Here is a 22,969-nt window from a genome sequence, read left to right as displayed (position 1 = left end):
AGATAAAATTATTAAATTTTAGCAAAAGTGCCAAATAACCGCTAATCGATTATTTGGCACTCTTATTTTTCAGCTCTGCTAACTGTTGATTCAACTTAGTCAGCTGCGCTTGTAATTCTTGATTTTGCTTTTCAACATGGTCTAGTTTGTCGTTAATATTTTGATTATTATCTTTGGAAAAATAATCGGTGATTGATGATGTCAGAACCCCGATCAAGCCAATTCCTACTAGCATGAGCAGGACAGCGGCAATTCGACCCAACGGTTTTTCTGGTGAGATATCGCCATAGCCAACAGTTGTCGCGGTGGTGATTGCCCACCAGAGGGCGGTTGAGAATTTGACATTTTCAGAAATGGCATACATCCCCGATGAAAGCAGCAGAACCGCACTAGTAATATATAGATAATATACTAAGCTACTCGAATTTAAGAACCTTTTTAGCCGGCCCGATAATCCTACTAAACGCAACAGACGCAATAGGCGCAGTGTCCGTGAAATGCGGCCGAGACGGAATAACCAGGAAATTTGACTAACGGGGATGATCGAGAGTAAGTCTAGAATATTATGAATGAAAAATTTCTTCTTATTTTTGGCGAGAAAGAGGCGGATAAAGTAATCTGCCGCAAAAATGATCAAAATGACATTATCAATCAAGCTGAATGGGTAGTCCATAATATTAATTTCATTGGCGAAATCAAACAGAATTAATATTGCTGAAATAACAGCCAATAATGCCATTGTAATTAGATATATAATTTGCCATTGACGGCTCAAACTCATCACCTCCAGTCGATAATAATTATTGCCTTTTACCTAACGGAATGCAATAAACAATTGGGTACAATTTTACTTCTCTTCAGGAAGCCTTAAAATAAGTGAGTGATGATGGAGGCGTGATAATGACCGAATATATTACTGTGCACGGTGCAAAGCAGAATAACCTCAAGAATATTAACGTTAAAATTCCTAAACACCAAATTACGGTTTTTGTTGGCTTGTCCGGATCAGGTAAAAGCTCCCTGGTCTTTGATACAATTGCCGCGGCTTCACGACGGGAGTTAAATGCCACTTTCCCGTCGTTTACCCAGCAGTACCTTCCTAAATATGGAGAACCAGCGGTTGATACCATTGATAACCTGCCAGTGGCAATTGTGGTGGAACAAAAACGACTGAGTTCCAATGCGCGGTCGACGTTAGCTACTTATACCGGGATTTATTCCCTGGTCCGCTTGCTTTTTTCACGAGTGGGGAAACCATTTGTGGGGTATTCGAATAGTTTCTCATTTAACCTGCCTCAGGGAATGTGTCCGCATTGCCAAGGTCTCGGTTATGTAGATGATATTGATGAACAACAGCTAATTGATCCTAATAAATCATTAAACCAGGGGGCTATTCAATTTGTATCGTTTGGCGTGAACACTTGGCGCTGGCGTCGGTACACGCAAAGTGGGTTGTTTGATAATGACAAACCCATTAAGGACTATTCACCCCATGAATATGAATTATTGATGCACTCACCCCAGATTAAATTAAAGAATCCACCCAAGGAATGGCATAAGACAGCGCTTTATGAGGGGATTGTTCCCCGGATTCGCCGCTCGATCTTGTATAGTGCTGAAGGTAAGCATCACCGACAAGCAATCGCCCAACTAGTTACCCGACGTCCATGCCCGGTTTGTCATGGGGCACGCTTAAATCACAAAGCCTTGACTAACCATATTCATGGTAAAAACATTGCTGAATTTAGCCACCTTGATTTAGTCCATGCTCTCCAGTTCCTCCAAGCAATTCAGGATCCATTAAGTCAGAATATTGTTCATGAGCTGACGGTTAAGTTGCAGTCATTGATTGATATTGGCCTGGGTTACCTGACCCTCGACCGCTCTACTGGCACCCTATCTGGTGGGGAAGCGCAACGAATTAAGATTGCTAAGTACCTAACTTCATCGCTTACGGATATGCTGTACGTTTTCGATGAACCGAGTGTTGGCCTTCATCCCCACGACATTGAGTTGATTAAACGTGCTTTGTTACGTCTTAAGAAGCAGGGGAATACCATTATGATCGTGGAGCATAATCCCGCCATGATTGCCTTAGCTGACCATGTGATCGAAATTGGCCCAGCAGCTGGCCAACACGGGGGCCAAGTTACTTTCAGTGGGTCATATCCGGACCTAATGTCGTCAGAGACACTTACTGGGAAGTGGCTACGAAAACATTACCCGCTCAAGAAGCCCCGCCAGGCTAGCAAATGGTTACGATTACGCCATGTTGTGCAAAATAACCTTCATAATGTATCAGTGAACATTCCCCTTGGTGTCATGACCGTCGTGACCGGGGTCGCTGGATCGGGGAAAAGTTCACTGCTGACAGCTATTAAACACCAGTTAGCCGGTCATTACATTGATTTAACGCAAACGGCATTAACGGGTAATATTCGGTCAACGCCAGCGACCTATGTTGAAATCCTTAATATTATTCGTCGGCGTTTTGCTAAAGCCAACAGCGTATCTACGCAATACTTTACTTACAATGGTAAAAAGGGTGCTTGTCCGATGTGTAAGGGGAAGGGCGTTACGATTACTAATATGGCGTTTATGGACCCAATCGTCCAACGGTGTGAACTTTGCCATGGTCAACGCTACAATGACCAAGCACTATCGTACCGTTACCACGGCAAGAATATTGCGGAAGTTTTGGGGATGTCGGTTGAACACGCATGCCGCTTTTTTGCAGATGATCAAGAGATCAGTAAACCACTCCAGAATTTAGCAGCAGTGGGCTTGGAATACCTTAGCCTGGACCAGCCGCTTAGTACCTTGTCTGGTGGTGAACTGCAACGGTTAAAATTAGCTTACGAGTTAAATCAAACGGGTCAGGTTTATATTTTTGATGAACCAACGGCAGGGCTCCATCCCCAAAATATTGAACGACTTCTGAAGTTATTTAACTCGCTGGTCGAAGCAGGAAACACTTTAATTCTGATTGAACATAATTTAACCGTAATGACGCAGGCGGACTACCTGGTTGATGTTGGTCCAGATGCAGGAATCTATGGCGGCCATATTCAATTTGCAGGGACGCCGCACGAATTAGTCAATGGCAAAGTGAACACGTATACTGCCACCGCGTTACGCCACTACTTAGAATGAAATGAAAGGAAGAGGTTGAGGAAAAACATTCTGTTTTTCCTCAACCTCTTCTCTGTTACTAGTAGTCTTGAACTTACCAAGTCCGATCGCGGAAATTAATCAGCGCTTTCTAGGTTGACCCCAAACGATTCTGATGATTCCATCACTATTCATCGTTCTAGGTTAGCCCAACAGGCGCTTGAAAAGGTTAATTCCCAGCTTCTATTTCCTGTTAAATTGTTCTTGTTAATAACTTGGTAGTGAGCTTTTTTAATAATTGCTGACTGGCAGAATGCGGTAATTGGTCAATCAATGTTAACGCCTTATGGGTAAAGGCTGCTGCCATCTGTTGTGCTTGTTGGCTTCCCTGGTGGGCGTGGACGATGGATTGAACTTGTTGCATATCTTCCTTAGTCATCTGCCGACCCTGATTCAGTAACGGTGCTAATTCGTCTGGATACTGACGAAGAACGAGGAGTAACGGTAACGAATAAACACCAGTTGCGAGGTCTTCCAGGACGGGTTTATTCAAGTGATTGCCATCAGAATAGTCGAGGGTATCATCTAAGATCTGAAAGCTGATCCCGATTAAGCGGCCAATTCGGCGTGCTAAATAGGCACTTTGTCGGTCTGCTCCCGCAAAATAAGCTCCTTCATGGGCAGCAAGGGCAAATAGCGTAGCGGTTTTACCATTGACGTTGTTGAAGTACGATAATAATGCTTGATGCTGGTTAAAGCGTTGATCCATCTGCCCTAACTCACCAAAGAGAATCTGCCGCATTGCCCGGGCGTTAGTTTGTAAGAATGGTGACTTCGCCATCGACTCCACGAGCAGGTCGAAGAAAATGGTAAAGAGGTAGTCACCAGAGTAAACGGCAGTATCTTTGCCAAAGGCGGCCTGGATGCTAACTGCTCCCCGGCGTTCTGGTGAATCATCAATCACATCGTCATGGATGAGGGTGGCCATATGCAGGATTTCTAAGGAAGCGGCAATTTTAATTAATCGGCCGCTATCCCAATCGTCTGGATTGGTGATTTTAGCAAACAGTAAGCAAAAGGCCGGCCGCAAATATTTACCACCGTTGGAAGCCATGTTTTGCAAGGCTTTCTCTAAGTTTGTGTTCTTGATTTGAATGCGTTGGTTGATTAAACGGCTAACCGATTGTAATGCCTCGGCCAGCTCTGGATCAGCCAAGAAATATTTCTTATCCATTCAGTCGATAATTCCTTTGTATTGGTGTACTATCTTATTGTAACAATAAATATTTAGAAATGGGAAGGATTCAGATTGTCTTTAGATGTCTTTTTAGAATTAGTCGAAATTAAGGCGAAAACCGCCAGCATACTACCCATGTTATTGGGTGTCTGCATGAGCCTGTATTATTTTCATTCGTTCAATTTCACTAATTCAATTCTCTTCTTTATTGCCATGCTCCTCTTCAACATGGCAGTTGATATGATGGATAATTACAATGACTATAACCACGCCATTGATACGCAAGGCTATAAGCGCAAGACCAATATTATTGGTCGGGAGCACATCTCACCACGACTGGTCCTTGGTTTGCTGGTAAGTTTCAGTGTCATTGCAGCCTTGATCGGGCTCTACTTGGTTAGTCAAGTGGGTTTGCCGTTGCTATGGATGGGGATCTTTTGCTTTGCAATGGGAATTCTCTATTCTTCCGGTCCGTTCCCAATGAATGGGTTGCCCGTGGGGGAATTAGTTTCTGGATTTACGATGGGCTTTATGATCATGTTGATTTCGGTTTACATCAATATTTATCCCAACTTCGCATGGACATGGATCAACCTCGGGAAAATCTGGATGGTTGCGTTGCCGTGTGAGCTCTGGATTTCCAATTTGATGCTTGCCAATAATATTTGTGATGCCCAAGAAGATGAAGATAACCATCGGCATACGATTATTCACTTTATTGGCCAACGCGGTGGTTTAATCGCGTTCGTCATTAAAAATGTTCTGGCATTCTTAATGATTATTACTGCTGTCTTGCTACACTTGGCACCATGGACGATGTTATTGACGTTGGTGATTATCCCATTTGTCGTTAAACAAACGAAGAAATTAATTCACCAGCAGGTTAAGTTAAAGACTTTTCCGTGTGCTGTGAAGATTTTACTGGTTGGCTCCCTTGTACAAGTGGTTACTTATGCTATTGGCATTTAACCTGATTTAAATTAGAAAATCGCTCCTGATTCTCAAAACGAGAGTTAGGAGCGATTTCTTATTTACGGCCAAAGTGCAGGGCAGCGGCCCCTAAATTTAAGGACTGGTAGTTAACGCGCTTAAAGCCCACTTTTTTCATCATTCGACATAGTTGGTGAGCCGAGACAAATTGTTGGCTGGACTGACCAAGGTACTGGTAGTTCTTCACATTGCCACCAGCAAGTGCCGCTAAACGGGGGAAGACTTTGAAATATGCTTGCCAGCCCAGCTTAACGATTGGATTAGTCGGCTGTGACATCTCCAAAATGGCGATTTGACCACCAGGCTTCAGGACCAGATAAATTTCTTTTAAAGCCTGATTAGCGTCTGGAACATTCCGCAGGCCAAAGCCAATCGTCACAATGTTGAATTGCTGGTCAGCAAAGGGCAGGTGCATGGCGTCACCTTTAATGAGAAATAAATTGCCGATCATCTTTGTTTTCTCCTTTGCCAAATCTAACATGGCCTGATTGAAATCTAGACCAGTGACCCGACCGTTAGAAATCCGTTTAGCAAGTTCAATGGTTAAATCTCCGGTCCCGCAGCAGACATCTAAGGCGTTATCGGTTGGTTTGATCTTTAAATCGGTGAAAAGTCGTTTCCGCCATAAACGTTGAGTTCCTAAAGAAATGACATCATTTAGCAAGTCATAATGTGGGGCAACGTTAGTGAACAGGTGGTTGACCTGTTGCTCATTCAATAAGCGGTTTTTTTTGCCCATCAGATTACCTCCTTAATTGGTTGACGATTTCACTTGGCGCACCGCCATTACCAGTAACCAGTTAATCAATAGCGTTAATCCGGTGATGGCGAAGACCATTGGGTATGATGACAGTCCGGAAATGACGGAGCCCAAAATCGAACCCAGCACACAACCGATGCCCTGGAAAGACTGGTTGTAGGAGAACACTCTTCCAAAGGCCTCTGTTGGTACATCCAATGTCAAGACAGTTTGGGTTGCTGGCATGAGGGCGGCGTTGGCGAGGCCTAATAGGAATCGCCAGAAAGCTAGTGACCATGGCGAATGAGTGAAGGTCATGGGGATAAAAAGGATAAAGGCGGTTAAGAGGCCGACCTTTAGCACGCGTTCGGGGCCAATCCGGTCCATTGTATGGCCGACTTTCGAAGCAGCAATCAATGTCCCTAATCCAGGTGTGGCAGCAACAATCCCAGCCACAAACGCGATATTGCCATGGTCATGCATTAATTGCTTAACGTATAGTGAAATAATTGGATCAATCGACATGGTTGAAGCGGTGACGATCATGGTGGTAATGAACATGATAAAGATTAAGTGGGGGTTCGGAATTTCAGCGATGATCTCCTTCATCGGCTTCATTGCCGCGCGCTGAATTGGAGTAAAGTGTTCAGTTGTCAACAGCCAGGTTGACAAGAAGACTGCTAACATGAGGCCACCAGTAATAAAGAATGGAATCCGGTAACCAAAAGCGCCGGACAAAGCCCCACCAAGCAGTGGCCCCACTAAGTTACCGGCGATCCCGGCGGTTGTCATGGCGGACATGACCCAGCCAGATTTGCTGTGGGGAGTTTCTCCCGCCATCATTGCCGTCGCATTGTTGATATAACCTGAGAAGGCCCCCTGTAAGAAGCGCATTCCAATGATCATCCAAACGGTTTGGGAGAGGCCAGTAATAAAGATTGTGCAGGCCATTACGCCAGATGCTCGCATACACATTAGCTTGCGGCCCTTTTGATCAGCGAGGCTACCCCATAATGGCGAGACGGCTGCCTGACTAACAAAGGTCGCACCAAAGGCTAACCCGGAATAGAGGTTAAGTTCAAAATGGCTAAAGTTCCCAAGCTCATTAATAAATAATGAAACGAAGGGCATAGTCATTGAATAGCCCATTCCCGTTATGAATGCGCCAAGCCACAAGGTATAGAATGTTTGATGCCACTTTGCAGATAAGTGGTTGTCCATGAAATCATGCTCCTTTATATTCAATCAAAGGGTGTTAAGAGCGTCATCATCATTAACCAAGATGGCTGCATAGTTACTGTGTTGGCTGTTTGAGCGTCAAATAACGACCAAAACTTAATAGCATGAGGACCACAAAGATGACCGTTAACCACATACCTAAGCGAATTCCGAGAACCAATGAGGCGGGAGTATTAGCAATCACTACACAGACAGTAACGGAGACCGCCCCAAATACTTGCCGCAATGTGTTATTGAGCGCCGTTCCATGGCTATTTTCTGCCTTGCTCAACCCCGAGAACGCTTCGGAAAGTGCGGGACTAAAGACAAAAGCATTCCCAATCATTCGGATCGTATATGCAATGGTTAGCCACCATAATGACGACTGTTTGGTAATTGTCACTAGTGGTAGGGAGGCAACTAGCATAATCACTCCGCCAATAATGATGAGCCATTTTGGCCCGTACTGGTCATACAAGCGACCAACGAATGAGGCTGTAATCGCATTGGCAATGGCACCAGGTAACAAAATTAAGCCCGATACAAAACTGCCGGTTCCCAGAATTTTTTCAGTGAAAATTGGCAGCAGCTGTTCTGTCCCTAAGAGAATCATGAAGGCAAAGATTCCTACGAGCGTCATCCACCGAAAAGAGGCGTAGGTAAATATTTGAACCTTCAACATCGGATTGTGAAGACCTAATTGCCGTTTAACGAAGACCGCAATGATCAAAAGACCGGCAATCAGCATGATTAGGCCTAGCCAAGGATTCATTTGGAAAGCAGTCAGAGAACCTAAAGCTAAGCCCGTCCCGAGAAGAGAAATGAATACTGATAAGTAGTCAATCTTAATTGGACGAGGAGTGGAATAGTTTGGTAGCTTCCAGTAGCCAACCATCATTGCAATGATCATAAGAGGCAAAACAAAGATAAACAGCCATCGCCAGGAGAAATACTCCAAAATTAGTCCAGCCAAGGTTGGCCCAATTGCTGGTCCTGCAGAAATTACGAGGGAAGATAAGCCAAGAATCGATCCCCGCTTTTCAAGTGGGTAGATGGAAATCATCGTGGTCATTTGAAAAGACATCAGCATCCCGCTAGCGCACGCTTGAATCAGACGGGCCAATAAAATGGAATAAAAATTAGTTGCCAGACAGCCAATTATTGTACCGATAATAAAGGTACCAATCGTCCCTAAGAAAACATGGCGATTTGTAAACTTATCATACATGTTAGACGATAATGGGGTTACGATCCCGATAATTAACGTGTAGCCAGTAGTTAACCACTGGGCAGCGTTTAGGGAAACATGACAGTCAGCTTGGATGACCGGTAATGCAGTTACCATCATCGTTTGGCTGGCTAATGAAATAAAACATGATACTAATAATACCGCCGTGATGATTCGACGGGTTTGAATATTGATTGCGGTCTTGGCAGCCACGTTCACATCTCCTTAAATATGATACTAAACCAGTCTAACACGGCCACCTTAATCATTCTAATGGAAATTATTGATTATCATTTGGTAGAATGGCAGCAGTAGTAATTATGGAAGGGAAGTTTACTTATGACGAGACGGATTGCGGTGTTCTCTGATGTGCACGGTAATTTAACGGCCTTGCGGGCAATGTACCGCGATAGTCGTCAGCAAGGGGTTGATGAATATTGGTTTGTTGGTGACTTATTAATGCCTGGTCCGAGTGTTGGTGAGATTTGGCAGCTCATGGAAATTATGCAGCCGACAGTGGTCGTTCGTGGTAATTGGGATGACTTAGTTGTTAATGGGGCCCGCGGCCGAATGGATGTTAACTACCCATCGCATATTTACTTTGCACGGTTAGCACAATATGTTGCTGAGAAGGCGCCCCGGGGAATGGTTGACGAAATTGCCTCATGGCCCCTGCATATCACTAAGCAAGTAAACGGTCTTACTTTCGGTATTTCCCACAACTTACCGAACCTTAATATGGGACAAAAGTTATTCTCCACCCAGCCGTCAGCCAACTTTGATGAACTCTTTCCGCATACCGACCCCGCAATTGACGTGGCAATATATGCTCACGTTCACCATGAGATTTTACGCTACGCCAGTGATGAACGGATCGTGCTCAATCCTGGGGCAGTAGGGGAACCATTTAACCGTTGGCCTAAGTTACAGAGTGATTTGCGCGCCCACTACCTGATCTTGGACGTTGATGAACTTGGCCTCGCCGCCACCTCATTTCGGCACGTGGGCTACAGTCGGCAAGAAGAACAAGCAATTGCTGATCAGTCTAGTGTCCCTTATGTGGAGCTGTATGATTTAATGATGCACACTGGTAAAGCGTATACGCATGACCCTGAAAAATTAACCCGGATGAATCAACGTTACCAATATGCTGAACAGTATTTGACTTACTGTCGACGAATTGGTCAACAAAGGTCAAATTAATGGTTGAATTTCTTACAAAAAGTTAGTATAATCTATCATAGATTGACTCGTAAATGTTCAATTTAGTAGTTTGGTATCTTTAGTCATACTTATATAAAGGAGAACATTATTTAATGGCAAAAAAATCCAAAATTGCTAAGTTACGTCACCAAGAAGCATTGGTGAAGAAGTATGCTGCTAAGCGGCAGGCATTAAAGGAAAAGGGCGACTACATTGCCCTGTCAAAGTTGCCGCGTAATTCTAGTCCGGTTCGTCTCCACAATCGTGACCATTATGATGGCCGTCCGCACGGCTATATGCGGAAGTTTGGCATGTCACGGTTAAATTTCCGGAATTTGGCTCATAAGGGTGAAATTCCTGGCGTTCGTAAGGCTAGTTGGTAATTAAGAATAGTTAAAGGAAATGACATAAACCATTTACAGGTTTTGGAGGTCATTTCCTTTTTTATTACTTGCTTTTAATTTAAAATTATTCTAAATAAGGCTTGCACAAAAATTGAAAAGGATTATACTATAAGTGTAGTTAAGAATGATTCTAATTAAGGAGAGGATAGTTTATGAATTACGTTGGTCAAGAAATTGGCGACTTCAAGGTTAATGCATACCAAGATGGTAAGACGATGCCAGTTACTAAGAAGGATGTTCTTGGTAAGTGGAGTATTTTCTTCTTCTATCCAGCTGACTTCTCATTTGTTTGCCCAACTGAACTAGAAGCATTACAAGATAAGTATGCGGACTTCCAAGCAGCAAATGCAGAAATTTACTCCGTTTCTGAAGATACTGAATTTGTTCACAAGGCTTGGGCAGAAGCATCTGAAAAGATTGGTAAGATCAAGTACCACATGCTTGCTGACCCAGCAGGTAAACTTGCCCGCATGTTTGATGTCTTAGACGAAGACGCTGGCCAAGCTTACCGGGGTGTCTTCATTGTTGACCCTGACGGTAAGATTCAATCCTACACCATTAATAACATGGGCATTGGTCGTTCTGCCGCTGAGATTCTCCGGACCCTCCAAGCTGCGCAATTCGTTCGTGAACACGGTGACCGTGTTTGCCCTGCAAACTGGAAGCCTGGTCAAGACTCCATTAAGCCAAGCTTAGACTTAGTCGGCAAGCTTTAATAAGGAGGATCGCCGATGAGTGAACAACATATTTATGATTTAATCATCATCGGTGCCGGGCCAGCTGGATTATCAGCTGGCCTTTATGCTGGCCGGGCAACGTTGGATACGTTGATTTTGGAAGGTGACACGGTTGGTGGTCAAGTTACCACGACCTCGGTTGTCTACAATTATCCAGCAGTTGCCAAGGTCGACGGCACAAAGTTGATGAACCAAATGCAGTCACAAGTGGTTGATTTTGGCGTGCAAATTGATCATGACCAAATTATTAACTATGATTTGGATCACGATGTCAAAGTTTTAACGGGCCAAAGCGGCACCAAATATCAAGCCCGGGCGGTCATTATCGCCACGGGAGCTCAACCACGGAAGGCGGGTTTTACAGGCGAAGATGAATTCCGTGGTCGGGGGATTGCCTATTGTTCGACCTGTGATGGGGAACTCTTCTCCGGCTTGCAAATCTTTGTCGTTGGTGGTGGCTACGCGGCGGCTGAAGAAGCTGATTACCTGAGCCGCTACGGTAAACATGTGACAGTCTTAGTCCGTGGTGACCACTTCACTTGTCCACCATTAGTGGCGGCTCGTGCCTTGGATAATCCGAAAGTCAGTGTTGAATATAATACTGAGGTTCAATCAGTAGCTGGTGATGACTACCTGACGAGTGCCGTCTTGAAGAATAACAAGACGGGTGAAGAGAACACTTATCATTTGGATAAGGGTGACCAAACTTTTGGTGTCTTTGTTTATGTCGGGACCCAGCCAGCAACGAAGAACTTGCAGGGGATCATTAAGCTCAACGATGCTGGTTATATCATTACTGATAATCAGCGACAAACGAACCTGCCGGGTGTTTATGCGGCGGGGGATGTTATTGATAAGTCTTTGCGTCAGATCATCACAGCTGCATCCGATGGGGCCGAAGCAGCAACAGCAGCTGAAGTCTATATCACTGAACAGAAACAACGGCTGGGCTTGCCAATTCACGCTGAAGTGAAGAAGCCCGCACAACCCGTTGCCCAGACAACTAACCTTGGCCAGGATGATAACCAACCCGTTGAACACTCTGGTGCCTGGTTGCCAGCTGAAATTGACGAGCAGTTAAAACCAATTTTTGCCCGGTTGACCAAGAATGTCACCCTTCAAGTACTGACGAACGACTCACCATTGAGTGATCAATTAGTTAGTTTTGTGACTGAGTTTGCGGCCTTGGATGATCATCTGGCTGTTCAGACTGTCGCCGCACCATCTGATGTTAAATACTTACCACAGTTGCGGTTACTAGATGCCGATGAGAATGATACTGGTTTGCATTATGCGGTAATCCCAACTGGCCATGAATTAAATTCGCTTGTTCTGGGTGTTTATAACGTCGCTGGCCCTGGCCAAACGATCGATTCGACGGTGGTTGAGCGGATCAAGAAGCTGCCAGCAACCGACATTCGAATTGGTGTCTCATTGACTTGTCACTTCTGTCCTGATGTTGTGGCAGCTTGTCAACGGATGGCTTCACTCAATCCGGGAATTACGGCGACAATGATTGATCTTCAGCACTTCCCAGAATTGAGAAAGACTAAGAAGATTATGTCCGTACCAGCAACGATGATCGGGGATGACCCGGTGATCTTTGGTTCACAGACGTTGGAGCAACTGGTTACGGCGGTTGAGAAGTCCTAAAATATATTTTTAAGTTTTATTCATACAAGTATAAAATAGCTTCTTGCAAAGCCACTATGGCTTCGCAAGAAGCTATTTTGTATTTATTATTACTTTTACTAGAAAATTGCTCTACAAATTCTCGTCCGTCTTAAAGTTGAGTGGACAATAATCCGTCATCTTCGTAATCAGTTCTAATGATAGTTTCCGATACTTTTCCAGTGTCTCGTTCGCAAACTTATCACTTTGTCCGGTCAAGTAGTCAGCCAGTGCAACCCCCGTCAGGCCAGCTGCTTTAGCATCCGTTTCCTTAACCAATTGCATTGCGGCTGCTTGACGTTCCTTTTGGACATCGCGCAGTAATGGTAAGAAGTCATGAAGGTGGGAATCCACGAGCACACTAGCATGTTTAAAGATCCAATATGCTGAATTCAATTGGGCGGGTAACTTGCCCCGGCCATAGGAAATCGGTACTCGGGTGATCCCATCAAAGAATGGGACATAAGTACTTTCATTGGCAACGCCCATAGCTAACCAGTGAATATCTGGTCCTTTCCGTCCCATCTGTAAGACGTGAGATTCTTGCGTCTTGGCTAAACTAATCGGCCGGTACTTGTGTGCTTCTGGCGTATCACCGAGCAGATCAAACTTAGTTCCTTGGTAGTGGTTGCTTAGGTAGGCCTGGGCATCTAAGATTGATAGCTTGCGGTCCGGTTTCATTAAGAAGGGGAGTTCGGTTGACTCTGGATGCTCATTACCTGCTTGCTGGGGACTGAACATCTGGTGACCAATCCAGACCCGTGGTTCAGAATAAATGGCATCTGAACGGTCAGCCGTTCCGAATATCTTCCGGAAATTAAAGCAAGTTGGGTCGGGGTTTAAATTATTTTTCTCCACAAATTCTTGAATATCAGGGTGGAACATAAAGTTATTGGAATCCGTAAAGTCGACTTCTTGAATAGCTAATTGATTACCCACTACGGCATAGCAATCATCTGGAATCCGTTGTGCGACCCAGTAGTGTCCGGCACCAGATTCTAAGTACCATGCTTCTTTATCATCCGCAAAAAGGACCCCATTAGTTTCGCCGGTACCATACTTAGCAATTAAACTTCCTAAGCGGTGGACTCCTTCGCGTGCACTCTTGATGAATGGCAGAACGACGGTGACCATTCCTTCTTCATTGAGTCCTTTCTTAACCAGGGGATCAGCTCCTAATACGAGGGGATTAGAGTAGGCACTTTCTGTAGCACTCATGGCGACGTGGTATTCATTGATACCGTCTTCCTCAAATAATCCGTATTTGCTTGTCCATTCCGGAGTGGCTGTATAAGCGGCACTTTCTCCCGGAAGGTCGATTGCCAATTTGGTTTCTTTTGATACAAATTGGTGAGGCAACGCACCGTGAGGGTGGACAACCATATGTTTCGGCCAGGCTGCTTTTGCATCCTCATTTCGTCCAATCATAATCGAGCCATCAATACTGGCATCTTTACCAATCAAAATACTGGTACATGCAGATAATTTATTTGCCATAATGAGCACTCCTCTTTTGTTATTAAATGTATCCGCTTTTATTGTAACATTTTTCATTAAACGCCGACTTTACAGGCCGCTTTTGGTATAATTAATCCGCATTAACTTTAACGAAGAAGGTATCACTTAATGGCACAACTATCGATGTTTATTGTTATTCTGGCGGCCTTAGTTATTCCGATTGCCATGGCCCGGTTTAAGATTGGCTCAGTGCCGACTGCGGTCGCTGAAATCGTCACCGGGATCGTCCTGGGCAAGAGTGGGTTCAACCTCGTCCAGGAAACATCTTCTCTGACCCTCTTATCGAGCCTTGGGGTCATTATTTTAATGTTCCTCTCCGGGATGGAAATTAATTTTGACCTCTTTAAACGCGTGCCCGGTCAACAGCGTGACAGTAAATCACCAGTCGCCGTTGCGGGCTTAGCCTTTACTGGGGTGATTGCCATGGCGGTGATCCTGGGATTCATTCTCAGAATGGTGGGCCTCTTTTCTGATATTTTCTTGACAGCAATTTTATTCTCCACCGTTGCCTTGGGGGTTGTCATTGCGACCTTGAAGGAAAAGGGAATTGTCAATAAGCCGATGGGCCAGACGATTTTACTGACGGCAGTGTTAGGAGAAGTTATCCCGATGCTTTCATTGACTATTTATGCTTCGATCTATGGTCATAATGTCGAACGTTTATGGTTAATTATTCTGCTGTTTGTGGCGGCAATTATGCTCTTGCGGCACTTCAAACAACCATTCATTTGGTTTAATAAAATTTCTAAGGCAACAACCCAGCTGGATATCCGCTTGGCGTTCTTCCTGATTTTTGCGCTTGTTACTGTAGCCGAGAATGTTGGGGCCGAAAACATCCTGGGGGCCTTTTTAGCCGGGATGGTCATGAAGCTCTTGCAGCCGAGTGAAGCCACCCAGGAAAAAATTACGGCGATCGGGTACGGTTTCTTTATTCCCATCTTCTTTATCATGACTGGTGATCGGCTTAATTTGCGGACGCTGTTTGCTAATAAAGCCGCGCTGGCTTTGATTCCGGTGTTAGTAGCTGGCTTCATCCTTGCTAAGCTACCGGCTTACCTTGCTCTTCGCCGCCGCTTTGGTAAACGCAATTCGTTTGCGGGGACCTTTTTGACGGTTACGACGATTACATTAGTATTGCCTTCTTTACAGGTGGCCCGTAACCTGCATGTCATTACCAACAACCAATCATCCGCATTCATTTTAGCGGCGGTAGTGGCTTGTATCTTAGGACCGATTGTCTTCAATTCCACTTATCAATTGGCTCATGAAGACTTAATCAAGCAGCGGGTAGTCTTTATCGGCGCCAATCAATTTACCGTGCCGATTGTCCAACAGTTGACGAAAAATTGGTACGCGACGCGCATGGTGACTGATGCACAGGAAAATTACAAAACCTATAATAGTGAAGTAAACCATTTAACGTATTTACCAGAATTAACTGCCGAAGCATTAGATCAGCAGGGCTTCTTTGATACCGATGTCCTGGTAGCGGCTTTTCCTAATGACAGTAAGAACTACCAGATTGCGAAGATGGCCCATGCTCACGGGGTGAACCGGATTATTGCTGGTTTGAACCACCCGAATATTGACCGGGAGCACGCTGCTGAATTGCGGAAGCTTGGGGTAGAAATCTTTAATTCCTTCATTGTTCAAACTAGTATGCTACGGGCGATGGTTGAGTCGCCAGCTGCTTATCAAATGATGACTAATACTGAGTCCGGGCTGTTTGAAGTCACGGTTCGCAACTTACGATATGTTGGGCAAGAGCTCAAGAGTTTGCCATACATTGATAAGATGACGGTTAGTCGAATCTACCGTCATGGTAAACCTTTGGCCCCGCATGGTGATACAGTCATTGAGGCCGGGGACCACATTCTCTTCACTGGTTCATATGATCATGTGGGTGAAATTCGCCGCACTTTTGCTTCGCCAAAATCATCAACCGGAAAATAATGGTTCCGCTAGGATGAATATGGTAAAATTAAAGAAATAAATAAGGAGGGCAATGTTATGCCATTAGTACACATTGACTTACTAGAAGGACGTTCTGAAGACCAATTAAAGGCTTTGGTGAAGGATGTCACCGCAGCAATTTCAAAGGATGCCAACGTTCCTGCTGAACGGATCCACATCGTCTTAAACGAAATGCGTAAGGATCGTTACAGTGTTGCTGGTAAGATGGTTAGTGATAAGTAACTATTAAAGGGAGCTAGTTGGTTTGACTAACTCCCTTTTATTTTGGAAAGGATGGCTTTAACTTTGAATGAACAGCAGTATGTGATGGCGATTGATCAGGGGACGACCAGTTCGCGGGCCATTATCTTTGATCATGCTGGTAATAAGGTTGCAATGAGCCAACAGGAGTTTCCACAATACTTTCCGCAACCTGGTTGGGTGGAACACGATGCCCTTGAAATCTGGGATAGTGTTCAGTCGGTTATTTCAGATGTCATGATCAAGTCGCAGATCAAGCCTTATAAGATTGCGGCAATTGGGATTACCAACCAGCGTGAAACCACCATCATTTGGGATCGTCATACTGGCAAGCCCATTTACCATGCGATTGTTTGGCAATCAAAGCAGACCAGTGACATTGCTGAACAGTTGATTAAAGATGGCTATAAGGACATGATCCATGCCAAGACGGGCTTAGTGATTGATTCTTACTTTGCTGCCACGAAGATTAAGTGGATTCTAGACCGGGTTCCCGGGGCACGGGAGAAGGCCGCTAAGGGTGACTTACTCTTTGGGACGATCGATACCTGGTTACTGTGGAACTTAACTGGTCATCGTGTTCACGCAACGGACGTTACCAACGCCAGCCGGACGATGCTGTTCAATATTCATAAGTTGGATTGGGACCAGGATATCCTCGACCTGTTAGATATTCCACGGGCGATGCTGCCTGAAGTTAAGCCCAGTTCGGCGATCTACGGTTATACTGGAGACTACCACTTCTTTGGGGTCCAAATTCCGATTGCTGGCATTGCTGGTGACCAGCAGGCCGCACTGTTTGGCCAGGCCGCTTATGATAAGGGTTCGGTCAAGAATACTTACGGGACTGGGGCCTTTATCGTGATGAATACTGGCCTGCAGCCAACCTTATCTGATAATGGCTTGCTGACCACGATTGCCTATGGTTTAAATAACCAGGTTCACTATGCCCTGGAAGGAAGTATCTTTGTGGCTGGGTCGGCTGTGCAATGGTTACGCGATGGCCTCCAGCTGTTTAAGCATGCCAGTGAATCCGAAGCCATGGCGGTCAAAGCAGCGTCAACTGGCGGTGTTTACGTTGTCCCTGCCTTTACTGGACTTGGGGCCCCATACTGGGATCAAGAAGTGCGGGGAGCTATGTTCGGCCTAACCCGGGGGACAAACCGTGGTCACATTGTCCGGGCAACCTTGGAATCAATTGCCTTCCAGACTCGGGATGTGGTGGACACAATGGTTAAGGATACCGGCCTGCCACTGACGGCCTTGACCGTAAACGGTGGGGCGTCCCGTAATAACTTCATGATGCAGTTCCAAGCTGATATTTTGCAGACCCCAATTAAGCGGGCCGCAATGGAAGAAACGACTGCACTCGGAGCGGCCTTCCTGGCAGGCTTGGCAGTGGACTTTTGGTCGGACCAGGAAGAACTCCGCAAGCTTTCCAAGATCGGCGACGAATTCGAGCCACAAATGAGTGCTGACCAGGCTAACCACCTGTATGCTGGTTGGCAACAGGCGATTAAAGCAGCCCAGCTATTTTCACACCCAAATAAATAATTAACAATAAGGAGATTTTCATGACTAAGCAAACAATCACACCAACCCAAATTGTTGAAGGATTAGGCGGTTATTTAACTTCTACTCATGAATTGGAAGACTTTGGTGATACTGAGCACCAGTCTTTCTATGTTGACCTTTATAATCAATGGAAGAAGATTCCACCGTTTACTGATAATCCAACTCAAACATCTTCGGCGACGCTCTGGCAAAAGTACTGGCGACGGATGGGCAACTGGTATATTGCCTATCTTCGTCAGTTGGGCAAGGGTGATCCGCTGAAAATGATGTTCGAACTGGGGAATACTTTTTACCTGGATGTAATTCATGACCTCCAAGATGACGTAATGAGCCGGCTACCAATGATTGCCAAGGTGGAGGGTAACGTTGTCAGTATGGATAATTCCATGCGTTTGTTAAAGGAACAGTTAGAGTACATGGCGGAAATTGACCTGATGATGCAATCGGTAAATGATGCCTTGATGGCCATGGAATACTGGGGTGAAATGAGTAAGTTGCTGCATGAGTATTCTGATCAACCGCAACCATAACTAAAACAGCTGTTACTAAGCGAATTGCTTGGTAACAGCTGTTTCATTATTTTGGCCGATTAAGCCATTCTTTTAGAAAGTCAGCAAGCTGTGCGGCGTCTTCCCGTGTTAGGGAAAGGGTGTTGTCGTAACAGTGCTGGTCAAACCCGACATTCGTCAGTAAGACGTTTAGGCGGTCTTCATCAACGGCTGGTTTAATACTTAATTCATTGGATGTCCCATCGTCACGGTCTTCACCATGATAACGGACGTGAAACCAATCGTGGTCACAACTAGTTTGGTGTGGATTCATTACTGTCCCCCATTTCTCTACTCCTTCATTCTAGTCGAAATGATCACGGGCGGCAATCTGCCGAGCCTTAGTGATCATTCCGCGTTTCCATCCGGCGACGGCTTGCCGACTGACATGATAATATTCCGCAATTTCACTGTCCCGGTAATCTAACCAGAGGCAGGCAAACAAGTAACGCCGCTGATTGGGAGTACAAGCCCGCCATAATATCTCCATGAAGCTCGCGTGCTCTAATCGAGCGAAGGGGTGTTGACTAGTGTCATCAGTGAGACATCGTTCCACCTGGTCCGCTGATTGCTGGTCATCGTCTAGCGATAAGACGGTGGTGGCAGTTTGCTTGTTGATCCGGCGTAACTGATCGAGTAATCGCCAATAGATCCGTTTGAAGGCGAAGTTCATTAGTTGTCGTTCATTTTTGACCGGGTCAGGATGACGAGCAAAAGCATCCGCAAAGATTAAACAGCCTTCTTGAAAAAGGTCGTCATAATCATCATCACTTGGGGCGATACATAGTTTCTTAAGTACGGCATGGATAAGTCGCTGGCGATTGTTTGCTGATAGGTAGATCAGGCCAGCAGAAAGTTTACCATTTTTCATTTGGGAACCTCTTTGTGATTTAATTCCCAAGAGCTCTTGAGTACCGTTAATTTAACCTAATTGATTGTTCCTAAGCGAATGATAAGAATGATCTGTTGGCGTTTAAAAAGTGATTGACAGCGGTTAAAAAATCCAATATCTTAATATTTGTTCATGGATGAGCAAGATTCATTCAAAAATTAAGTTTTTTAGAAAGTAGGGTGTTGATCATCGAAACAATTGACTTGCGGAAACTCACCACTTTACCGATTAAAGAGTTCACCAATGGCTTTGAAGTCCGCTGGGATAATACGTTATTGGTGACCCGCTATCAGCAGAAACAAACGTTAGTCCTAACCCGGTATGGCCAATTAATTGTCCTTAACCAATCGTTGAAAAAAGTCTTAGACCGCTTCAGTGAGGTTGCCGGGATCCACTATTATGAAATGCGGTGTCTATATCAAATGATTACGGAACGGACATTAGGCTACGTTGCTGGTAACTACGCGCTGGTCCCCACTTGCGGACGAACCAATCCGGCGGTGGTATACTTCATGAACCATTACTTGGATAACTATTGCTTTGATGAAGAGGCTGATGCTGTATTGGCAACTTTCAAAGGTAAAAAGCGCGAAATGATCCGGGTGATTATTGATACGAATATGAAGACCTTCCGGCGAATGCGTAGGGCGGCTCACGATGTGGGAACCATTCACTTGTCGTCCCTAGAGAATCTGTGTCGACACTACGGAGCGCGGAAGGGGGATGTGACGGGGATGGTCAGAAAGTCTGCTGGTTATAATTGGCGCCAGCACCGCCAACACCATGAGAGTATGATTTTTCAAATTATGGCACAAACGGTCGCCGCTGCGGCAATGCAAGCTTATGGTGAGAACTTTAATGCCAATTTTTACCATGTTTTATTTGATCGATACCATCAGTCGAATTGTAGGAATTCTTGAAATATTGTACATAATTTTAACATTTGTCTGGTAATTCGGTATAATAATGATGGATAGAAGAGAAACCGAGAACTAATTTGAGTGTCGAGGTGCTGATTATGACAAATGCTACCAATAAAACTGGAATTAATTTCGCTCTCCAAGTGTTGTCAAATGAATGGCAACCACGGTTACTGTTTTGGCTGGGCTTTCGTCCATTTGATGAAACGGAATTGCAACAGTTGCTCCCCAATGCCACTGATACGACAATCGAACACAATTTAACATGTTTGCAGAAATTGGGAATTATGAACCCAATTAAGGATGACGATCATAAGTGGACATTGACGGATGCCGGGGCTTCCTTACGTGACCTAATGTTTTCCCTCTGCATTTGGGGTCGTCACCAGATCGATGACGAGGAAGACCGTATTCCTGACGAGATTGTGGAGCCAGAGAAACAGGCGAGCATGAAGGAACTTGTTGCTTACGGGAAGACGTTGGATAAGTATTTCCATTAGTCAGCCAAAAGTCTCGCACTAATCAAGCAAATATTTTTCGTTTCTATTGCTGATGAAATTTTAAGATTAACACGGTTAGGATTTGTCAAAGTAAACCACCGTCATATACAACAAAAAGCGACCCGCTTCAATGCGAGTCGCTTCTTTATTAACAAGCTTAATTTACTTTATTCAACGGATTCAGAAGCGATGACCAACATATCACCCTTCATTGTCCATTCTTTAATCGTTGCCGGAACGATGAAGTGAACACCCTTGTGGAGTTCGTAAGTCTTCCCATCAGCGGTGATGGAACCATCCCCGTCAATAATCGAAATCAACGTGTATGGACCATGCTCGTGCTTACGGGTCAGTTCACCATGCACATCCCACTTATAAACGGAGAAGAATGGTGAATCTGGTTGCGTGATTAAGGTCGTGACAGTGGAGTCGCCAATCTTTTCACTGGTTTCGTGGAGTTTAGGTTCCTTGAATGGAACAGTGGTAACTTCCTTGGATTGCTTCAAGTGCAATTGACGCTTCTTACCAGTCTTCTTGTCAACCCGGTCGTAATCGTAAATCCGGTAGGTGGTGTCGGAACTTTGTTGGGTTTCCAGCACGATGATTCCCTTGTTCAGGGCGTGAATCGTCCCGGATGGAACATAAACGAAGTCCCCAGTCTTGACTGGCTTCTTGCCGAAGAGCTTATCCCATTGATGATTGTCAATCATGTCAATTAACTCTTGACGGGTCTTCGCGGTGTGACCATATGTTAGGTAAGCACCTGGCTCAGCATGAATAACGTACCAGCATTCGGTCTTGCCTAATTCATGTTCGTGTTCCTCAGCATACTTGTTATCAGGGTGAACTTGAACGGACAAGGAAGCATTGGCATCCAAAATCTTGGTTAACAGGGGAAATACTGGGGACTTTGGACTACCGAACAGTTCCGGATGTTCCTTATAAACGTCTGGTAATAACTGGCCCTTGTAAGGTCCGTTTTCAATCACGTTTGGCCCATGAGGGTGTCCAGAAATTGCCCAACATTCGCCGATCGTTCCATCAGGAATTTTGTAACCAAAATCGGTTTCCAAGTGACGACCGCCCCAAATCTTTTCGTGAAATACTGGCTTTAGAAATAATGGTTCTGCCATCAAAATCACTCCTTATCCGCATGTATGCGTTTTCAATGTTACAAGTTCTATTATAGCATTGACGGCCTAGACCAACCATATAATTAACGAAATGTTTGTATTTTGCCGGGAAATATGGTCATAATTAACAGTGTTTACTATATTGGCGTCCGAAAGTAAGTGAGAGGAGGACTTTTTATGATTACCCGTAGTGATTTACAATTAATCGAGTCAGAATTGATTGCAATGGCTGACCAGTACTTGTCGGTTCTCGCGCGTGAAACCCAATTATCTCTGACCGACCTGGAAGACGTTCACCAGGGCAATACCTTTGTGACAGCCTTATCCTATAGTGGCCTGCAACGGATCCAATCTTACTTTCGCGATAATCCGCCATTTGATACGAGTACCGGGGAAACTCTGGCAGATTTGGAACAATTGCGTCTCCAACACCCGTATCGCCGAATCATGGAAGACCTGCAGACGGTGATTCATCAGTATAACTTGTATAACGATGATGAGATCAATGCCTTCTCGCCAATTTGGATTGAACGGAACCCTGAGATGGCGCCGGGTGAAGGTTACCGGGCCATTGTCCGCTATTTCTTGCCACAGATTGGCGGTCGTCCGACTGGTGAGGTGACTTTGCAACCGGCACTGGTGGGGGATGTCCTTGAAGAAATGGATATTATGACCATTGGCTAACCAAATTGCCCCCGTGGTATAATACTGACATTAGCAAACAGGAGGATTAGGGACCGTGGATCAAAAGCCAAAGAATCAATCTAATAAGGAATGGAATAAGAAAGTATTGCATGGAATGTGGCAGTTGCTTCAATTATGTATTGCCGCTATTTTGTTGTACTATATCGTGACGTTTTTGGATTCGTTAATTAAGTAGAGTGTGAGCCAGAAAAGAGCTTGCGGAAGGCTAGCAATTTCTCCTGACGAAGGCGTTGCACGCCTAGGAAGGAGGTTGCTAGCTCTAGCAAGCTCCTGGCGAACACGTTTCGACTACGTTGCAGTAGATCTCCAACAAACGGCGACTTGTCGTCGGAGGAGGTCGTTAGCTTGAGGGAGCTTAGGCTGAACACGTTTCGACTATGCTGCATTAGAAGCAGACAATATCACAGCAACGATCATTTAAAAATT

Annotated in this window: 23 protein-coding genes; 14 read left to right on the top strand and 9 right to left on the bottom strand. The window is 44.9% G+C overall.

Annotated features, from left to right (window positions below):
* Nucleotides 1-49: 49 nt before the first annotated feature.
* Nucleotides 50-775, bottom strand: a complete 726-nt coding sequence (locus FD27_RS06110; protein ID WP_413230732.1) for an ion transporter — start codon at nucleotides 773-775, stop codon at nucleotides 50-52.
* Between the two features lie 125 nt (nucleotides 776-900).
* Between FD27_RS06110 and FD27_RS06105 the strand changes: the two genes are divergently transcribed.
* The gene (locus FD27_RS06105; protein ID WP_057751079.1) at nucleotides 901-3,153 is read left to right on the top strand and encodes an ATP-binding cassette domain-containing protein; all 2,253 of its coding nucleotides are present in this window, start codon (nucleotides 901-903) and stop codon (nucleotides 3,151-3,153) included.
* A 211-nt stretch (nucleotides 3,154-3,364) separates the two neighbouring features.
* Here FD27_RS06105 and FD27_RS06100 read toward each other — a convergent pair whose 3' ends face one another.
* Nucleotides 3,365-4,345 carry a polyprenyl synthetase family protein gene (locus FD27_RS06100; protein ID WP_057751076.1) on the bottom strand — a complete coding sequence of 327 codons (981 nt, stop codon included), beginning with the start codon at nucleotides 4,343-4,345 and terminating at the stop codon, nucleotides 3,365-3,367.
* Nucleotides 4,346-4,420: 75 nt separating this feature from the next.
* On the opposite strand from FD27_RS06100, the gene FD27_RS06095 reads away from it, so the two are divergent.
* Nucleotides 4,421-5,317 carry a prenyltransferase gene (locus tag FD27_RS06095; protein ID WP_057751072.1) on the top strand — a complete coding sequence of 299 codons (897 nt, stop codon included), beginning with the start codon at nucleotides 4,421-4,423 and terminating at the stop codon, nucleotides 5,315-5,317.
* Nucleotides 5,318-5,375: 58 nt separating this feature from the next.
* Here the strand turns inward: FD27_RS06095 and ubiE are convergent, their stop codons facing one another.
* The 3 genes from ubiE to FD27_RS06080 all read right to left on the bottom strand — a co-directional run bounded on the left by ubiE (nucleotide 5,376) and on the right by FD27_RS06080 (nucleotide 8,742).
* Nucleotides 5,376-6,077, bottom strand: a complete 702-nt coding sequence (gene ubiE, locus FD27_RS06090; RefSeq protein ID WP_057751068.1) for a bifunctional demethylmenaquinone methyltransferase/2-methoxy-6-polyprenyl-1,4-benzoquinol methylase UbiE — start codon at nucleotides 6,075-6,077, stop codon at nucleotides 5,376-5,378.
* A gap of 12 nt (nucleotides 6,078-6,089) precedes the next feature.
* A complete protein-coding gene (locus tag FD27_RS06085) occupies nucleotides 6,090-7,298 on the bottom strand; it encodes an MFS transporter (protein WP_057751065.1) in 1,209 nt (402 codons plus the stop codon).
* Between the two features lie 73 nt (nucleotides 7,299-7,371).
* On the bottom strand, nucleotides 7,372-8,742 hold the full coding sequence (locus FD27_RS06080; protein ID WP_057751062.1) for an MFS transporter: 1,371 nt from the start codon (nucleotides 8,740-8,742) through the stop codon (nucleotides 7,372-7,374).
* A 120-nt stretch (nucleotides 8,743-8,862) separates the two neighbouring features.
* On the opposite strand from FD27_RS06080, the gene FD27_RS06075 reads away from it, so the two are divergent.
* From FD27_RS06075 to FD27_RS06060, 4 genes are all read left to right on the top strand, one after another.
* Nucleotides 8,863-9,726, top strand: coding sequence for a metallophosphoesterase family protein (locus FD27_RS06075; protein WP_057751059.1), 864 nt, complete (start codon nucleotides 8,863-8,865; stop codon nucleotides 9,724-9,726).
* 113 nt (nucleotides 9,727-9,839) lie between these two features.
* The gene (gene rpsN, locus FD27_RS06070) at nucleotides 9,840-10,109 is read left to right on the top strand and encodes a 30S ribosomal protein S14 (RefSeq protein WP_057751056.1); all 270 of its coding nucleotides are present in this window, start codon (nucleotides 9,840-9,842) and stop codon (nucleotides 10,107-10,109) included.
* 173 nt (nucleotides 10,110-10,282) lie between these two features.
* Nucleotides 10,283-10,846, top strand: a complete 564-nt coding sequence (locus FD27_RS06065; protein WP_057751053.1) for a peroxiredoxin — start codon at nucleotides 10,283-10,285, stop codon at nucleotides 10,844-10,846.
* Between the two features lie 15 nt (nucleotides 10,847-10,861).
* Nucleotides 10,862-12,520 (top strand): FAD-dependent oxidoreductase, encoded by a 1,659-nt coding sequence (locus tag FD27_RS06060; RefSeq protein WP_057751050.1) that lies wholly within the window; start codon nucleotides 10,862-10,864, stop codon nucleotides 12,518-12,520.
* A gap of 111 nt (nucleotides 12,521-12,631) precedes the next feature.
* On the opposite strand, the gene FD27_RS06055 is transcribed toward FD27_RS06060, so the two are convergent.
* Nucleotides 12,632-14,035, bottom strand: coding sequence for a C69 family dipeptidase (locus FD27_RS06055; protein WP_057751047.1), 1,404 nt, complete (start codon nucleotides 14,033-14,035; stop codon nucleotides 12,632-12,634).
* 129 nt (nucleotides 14,036-14,164) lie between these two features.
* Here FD27_RS06055 and FD27_RS06050 point away from each other — a divergent pair, with 129 nt between their 5' ends.
* The 4 genes from FD27_RS06050 (at nucleotide 14,165) to FD27_RS06035 (ending at nucleotide 18,375) form a co-directional block, all read left to right on the top strand.
* A complete protein-coding gene (locus FD27_RS06050) occupies nucleotides 14,165-16,009 on the top strand; it encodes a monovalent cation:proton antiporter family protein (protein ID WP_057751043.1) in 1,845 nt (614 codons plus the stop codon).
* 57 nt (nucleotides 16,010-16,066) lie between these two features.
* Nucleotides 16,067-16,252 carry a 2-hydroxymuconate tautomerase gene (locus tag FD27_RS06045; protein WP_057751039.1) on the top strand — a complete coding sequence of 62 codons (186 nt, stop codon included), beginning with the start codon at nucleotides 16,067-16,069 and terminating at the stop codon, nucleotides 16,250-16,252.
* Between the two features lie 63 nt (nucleotides 16,253-16,315).
* Nucleotides 16,316-17,824, top strand: coding sequence for a glycerol kinase GlpK (glpK, locus tag FD27_RS06040; protein ID WP_057751036.1), 1,509 nt, complete (start codon nucleotides 16,316-16,318; stop codon nucleotides 17,822-17,824).
* Between the two features lie 20 nt (nucleotides 17,825-17,844).
* On the top strand, nucleotides 17,845-18,375 hold the full coding sequence (locus tag FD27_RS06035) for a hypothetical protein (RefSeq protein WP_057751034.1): 531 nt from the start codon (nucleotides 17,845-17,847) through the stop codon (nucleotides 18,373-18,375).
* A gap of 46 nt (nucleotides 18,376-18,421) precedes the next feature.
* Here the strand turns inward: FD27_RS06035 and FD27_RS06030 are convergent, their stop codons facing one another.
* Nucleotides 18,422-18,667, bottom strand: a complete 246-nt coding sequence (locus FD27_RS06030; RefSeq protein ID WP_057751031.1) for a hypothetical protein — start codon at nucleotides 18,665-18,667, stop codon at nucleotides 18,422-18,424.
* A 30-nt stretch (nucleotides 18,668-18,697) separates the two neighbouring features.
* On the bottom strand, nucleotides 18,698-19,264 hold the full coding sequence (locus FD27_RS06025) for a sigma-70 RNA polymerase sigma factor region 4 domain-containing protein (protein ID WP_057751027.1): 567 nt from the start codon (nucleotides 19,262-19,264) through the stop codon (nucleotides 18,698-18,700).
* 200 nt (nucleotides 19,265-19,464) lie between these two features.
* Here FD27_RS06025 and FD27_RS06020 point away from each other — a divergent pair, with 200 nt between their 5' ends.
* Nucleotides 19,465-20,205, top strand: a complete 741-nt coding sequence (locus FD27_RS06020; protein ID WP_162258505.1) for a hypothetical protein — start codon at nucleotides 19,465-19,467, stop codon at nucleotides 20,203-20,205.
* A 98-nt stretch (nucleotides 20,206-20,303) separates the two neighbouring features.
* Nucleotides 20,304-20,705, top strand: coding sequence for a winged helix-turn-helix transcriptional regulator (locus FD27_RS06015; RefSeq protein WP_057751021.1), 402 nt, complete (start codon nucleotides 20,304-20,306; stop codon nucleotides 20,703-20,705).
* A 167-nt stretch (nucleotides 20,706-20,872) separates the two neighbouring features.
* On the opposite strand, the gene manA is transcribed toward FD27_RS06015, so the two are convergent.
* Nucleotides 20,873-21,838: a mannose-6-phosphate isomerase, class I gene (gene manA / locus FD27_RS06010; protein ID WP_057751018.1), complete on the bottom strand. Its 966-nt coding sequence runs from the start codon at nucleotides 21,836-21,838 to the stop codon at nucleotides 20,873-20,875.
* Nucleotides 21,839-22,015: 177 nt separating this feature from the next.
* Here manA and FD27_RS06005 point away from each other — a divergent pair, with 177 nt between their 5' ends.
* Together FD27_RS06005 and FD27_RS08710 are read left to right on the top strand one after the other, a co-directional pair.
* Nucleotides 22,016-22,522: a hypothetical protein gene (locus tag FD27_RS06005; protein WP_057751015.1), complete on the top strand. Its 507-nt coding sequence runs from the start codon at nucleotides 22,016-22,018 to the stop codon at nucleotides 22,520-22,522.
* A 55-nt stretch (nucleotides 22,523-22,577) separates the two neighbouring features.
* Entirely contained in the window at nucleotides 22,578-22,718 is a 141-nt protein-coding gene (locus tag FD27_RS08710) for a hypothetical protein (RefSeq protein WP_157055086.1), read from the top strand.
* Nucleotides 22,719-22,969 lie beyond the last annotated feature (251 nt).

It is taken from the genome of Limosilactobacillus frumenti DSM 13145, assembly GCF_001436045.1.
Lineage (GTDB): Bacteria > Bacillota > Bacilli > Lactobacillales > Lactobacillaceae > Limosilactobacillus > Limosilactobacillus frumenti.
This window is presented reverse-complemented; position numbering and strand designations above follow the sequence as displayed.